Raw genomic sequence first — 3,601 nt, 5'->3', positions numbered from 1 at the left:
CCTAGGAGAACCCCTCATGTCCACACCCGCATCACTTCCGTATGCCTTCGTCGCCAAGATCGTCGCGGCCGATGGACAGCACGACGCGGTCGCCGATCTGCTCGCCGGCGCTGTCTCACTCGCCAACGAAGAAGTAGGAACGATTGTCTGGTTCGCGGTCAGGACCCACGCCGACACCTTCTGGATCTTCGATGCATTCCCCGACGAGGCCGCTCGCGACGCCCACGCCAACGGCGCCATCGTCGCAGCCCTGATGGCCAACCAGCACCTCCTCGGCGCAGCACCCGAGATCCTGGCGGCCGACGTCCTCGCGTCCAAGCTCCCGTAGTCCGCCAACGCACGAGACGATCGCGCCCCGCCGAGCCGTCGCCAGGTCGCGACGCAACGCCACGCTGCGTTGCCGAGCGGTACGAGGCCTATCGGCACACGGACAGGATGCCGGCCGCGAGCGCTCAGCCGGCGAGGGGTCCGTCGCAGAGGAGAGCGACGTCGGTGTCGGGCAGAGCCGTGAGGCCAGCGCCGGTGGGAAGGGTCGAGTCGACGCAATAGTGGTGCAGAACAACGCGGGAGCGACCACCACCTACAGCTACGCCATCCATCTGGTCCCCGCCGGTGAGCCAATCGACGCCCCTGCGATCGCCACACTCAGAGGAGCCCAGCGCAGCCGGACCGACTACGGGGCCAACCTCGAATGGACCGACGCTCGCACTGTTGTCGTCAGTTACTGGAAAGCCGACTCGATCCACCCCGACAACACCCAGCTCAGGCACACCCACCTGGCCGGAATGAACCTGCGTGTGGTCCTGGAACCCGCACCGCCCGATCACCACGCCCTGCCAGGACCAATGACACCGCACCGCTGACCAAAAGTGGCGAAGCGTCTCACTCCTCGGACTCACAGCGGCGCATATGTCAACTGAACACGAATTACCAGCTCCCCCAACTAAATTAGAGTGCCGATAACCTGCCGTGCAGCAGTCCCGGCTGCCGATGTGTCGGGCTTGCCAAGAGCCACCCGACGAACGAACCCCGGGCCGCCCACCTCACTCCGGGTCATGCCACCCCACACTTCGAAGCGTGACAGCGATCACAGCACTATTAGCGATCCGCAAAGATACATCAGTCGAACTGAATATGGACAAGGATGACACTCGGCCGCCGGGGAGGACGGCGGGTGTCATCCTTGTCCGTCCCTCTGCCCTGCCATCGCCAGAGCCCGACACCGCCAACCCTTTCGGCTCCCGGACGCAGCTGTCTCTCAGAAGCTCTCGGACGGAGGTGGGCGGGCCACGCTGCCGCCCACCTCGACTGACTACTCGGTGTCGCGGCCGCAGGTGCGCGACGCGAGGGGCGGTCCGGCCGGAACCAGGTGGCCGGCGCCGAGCGGTGCTGATCCCGCACGTGAGGGTAGGTAGCACCCGCTGCGGATCGCCAACCTGCGCGAAGACAGCATCGATTTCAGCGGCCAGCCAGGTGTCTTCGACGTCGATCACGTCGACACAACCGGCCAGCGGCACAGCCCTGACGCAGCCCATCATCTCTGACCTCCCTGCGCTTGGGGTGACAGTGACGACCACCACCCCGGGTCAGTCAGCCCGAGGCCGCCTCGGAGCCAGCGGTGATCTCCTGACGCCCAGCACCGGAATGCTCAATGGCCACCTTGCGAGGCTTGGTCTTCTCAGCCACCGGGATCGTCACCGTGAGCACACCGTTGTCATAGGCAGCAGAGATCTTCGCCGGATCGACACCCTCACCCAGAGTGATCTGCCGACGGTAGGTGCCGGCGAATCTCTCGTTGGCCAGCCACTGCACACCCTCATCCGAGAGTGCGCTGCGATGCGCCGACAAGGTCAACACCCCGTTGTCGACGTTGAGATCGATCGAACCAGGATCAACACCAGGCAGGTCGGCGATCAACGAATAGTGGTCGTCGACCTTGTACACATCGATCGGCATGAATCTCGGTGCACGTCGGCCAGCGACGGACTCGCCAGTGAGAAGTCCTCGAGCCCAGTCATCAACCATGGAGAACGGATCGATACCCAGCATCGCAACCACCTCCTTGATCCACGGGTGCCGCCACACTGACGGCACCACATCAACCTTCACTGCGCACCATCAGATTAGCACTCACAACCAGCGAGTGCCAAGCATCTGATTGATGTTCCGCGCACTCAGTCATCCACCAGCACAACAGCACTCGATCCAAGAGCGAGCAGTAACCCGCATTCGGCATCGGGTGGCGGGCCGCGCATACGAGTGCTATCTAGGAAGACGACGTTCACCGACGGCCACGTTCCGCGCGACATGACCCAGGAAGGATGATCCCACCCGATGTCGGCCCCCGCCCCCGAACTTCACCCGATCGTCTGGCCCGATCCCAGCCCGCTGCAGCACTGGTGGACCCACGTCATGGGCGCAGCCACGCCTCCACCCGGATCAATCCGAAACACTGGTACCAGCCACCCCCGACACCAGTCGACCGGCAGCGAAGCACTCCCAGCCCGACATTGACCGCCAGCACCGGGTGCCCGTGGCCTCAACAGCAGCTGGCCTCCGCTCGACGGCCCTGACCGCGTCACACACCTCTACGGCCGGGCCCACGCCTGCCCAGGTGCAGTGACTACGACGCCCCCGACCTCAGGGCGGCGTTCTGCTCACGGGCGGGCCGGGCGTCGGCCTTGCGACGTCTCTTGTTGTCCCACAACCCCACCACTTGCATCGAACTTGCAGTCATGACCTCCCGCAGCCTCACATTTCACCGTCACACCCCGCCCACCCCACAACACCACGACCTACGGTGGGCCCTGGCCTACCTCATCGCCCTGGCCGCCATCCTTGTATTCCTCACCACGTCGCAGTGACACCTCACTCCCCTGGCGGGTTGGCAGGGTGCGGCGACAGACCACGTCCGTCCACGCCTCGGCCAGCACTGGTGGGTCAACCCGACAGCAGGTGACGGCAGCGGCGTACCCCGCCGCTGCCGTCACGCGCACACGTAACGTCCGATCACCGGTCGCGGATCGGTATCGGACCAACCCCCGTAGGGCCGAAACAGACTGCGCTATGCTGCCTTCGTAGCAATAGAGCAGGCCAGCAGCAGGGAGGGCAGACGCGGATGGTGATCCTGGGTGGTCTTGTTGCGCCCGTCGCTGTGATGGTCACCGCGTTGGTCATGGAAGCACTGCAAGAACGCATACTCCCCCACATGACCGACGACGTCCCGCGCCCATGACAGACCGGGCGGCCGCCCATTCCTAGCCACGGCATTTCTGCCAGACCGGTGCCGCGCACTCACGGTTGCCATCTGTCGCAGACTGGCCTTGAAACCGTGGCCCCAGACTGGCGATGGAGCCTACGACGTCGATTCCGATCCGACAGACTGGCCGCCGGGCTGAGCCAACCTGAATCGCCCCGGGTTTGCTGGAGGCTCGGTTAGTTGGTTCCAGCGGTTGCCGGGACCCGGGTTCTCACCCGGTAGTTGGTGACCGTGTGGGTCGACCAGTAGGTGGTCTCGTATTCGACGGGTGGGACGTGTCCGATCTCGCCGTGCAGGCGGCGGTGATTGAACCAATCGATGTATTCGGCGACGGCGATCGAG

5 protein-coding genes are annotated in these 3,601 nt (G+C 64.8%); 3 read left to right on the top strand and 2 right to left on the bottom strand.

Going from position 1 to position 3,601, the window contains the following annotated elements:
- Positions 1–16 precede the first annotated feature (16 nt).
- Together ABW18_RS22155 and ABW18_RS22150 are read left to right on the top strand one after the other, a co-directional pair.
- Positions 17–328: a putative quinol monooxygenase gene (locus ABW18_RS22155; RefSeq protein ID WP_005180837.1), complete on the top strand. Its 312-nt coding sequence runs from the start codon at positions 17–19 to the stop codon at positions 326–328.
- Positions 329–551: 223 nt separating this feature from the next.
- Positions 552–863, top strand: coding sequence for a hypothetical protein (locus ABW18_RS22150; protein ID WP_152930182.1), 312 nt, complete (start codon positions 552–554; stop codon positions 861–863).
- Between the two features lie 727 nt (positions 864–1,590).
- Here ABW18_RS22150 and ABW18_RS22145 read toward each other — a convergent pair.
- A complete protein-coding gene (locus ABW18_RS22145) occupies positions 1,591–2,049 on the bottom strand; it encodes an Hsp20/alpha crystallin family protein (protein WP_040519594.1) in 459 nt (152 codons plus the stop codon).
- A gap of 686 nt (positions 2,050–2,735) precedes the next feature.
- Between ABW18_RS22145 and ABW18_RS23395 the strand changes: the two genes are divergently transcribed.
- Positions 2,736–2,864, top strand: a complete 129-nt coding sequence (locus tag ABW18_RS23395; protein ID WP_268760693.1) for a hypothetical protein — start codon at positions 2,736–2,738, stop codon at positions 2,862–2,864.
- Between the two features lie 571 nt (positions 2,865–3,435).
- Here ABW18_RS23395 and ABW18_RS23325 read toward each other — a convergent pair.
- A complete protein-coding gene (locus tag ABW18_RS23325; protein ID WP_268760694.1) occupies positions 3,436–3,597 on the bottom strand; it encodes an IS3 family transposase in 162 nt (53 codons plus the stop codon).
- Positions 3,598–3,601 lie beyond the last annotated feature (4 nt).

It is taken from the genome of Gordonia jacobaea (genome assembly GCF_001186365.1).
GTDB classification, from domain to species: Bacteria; Actinomycetota; Actinomycetes; order Mycobacteriales; family Mycobacteriaceae; genus Gordonia; species Gordonia jacobaea.
Note: the sequence above shows the minus strand (reverse complement) of the source record. Positions and strands in the feature narration are given on the sequence as shown.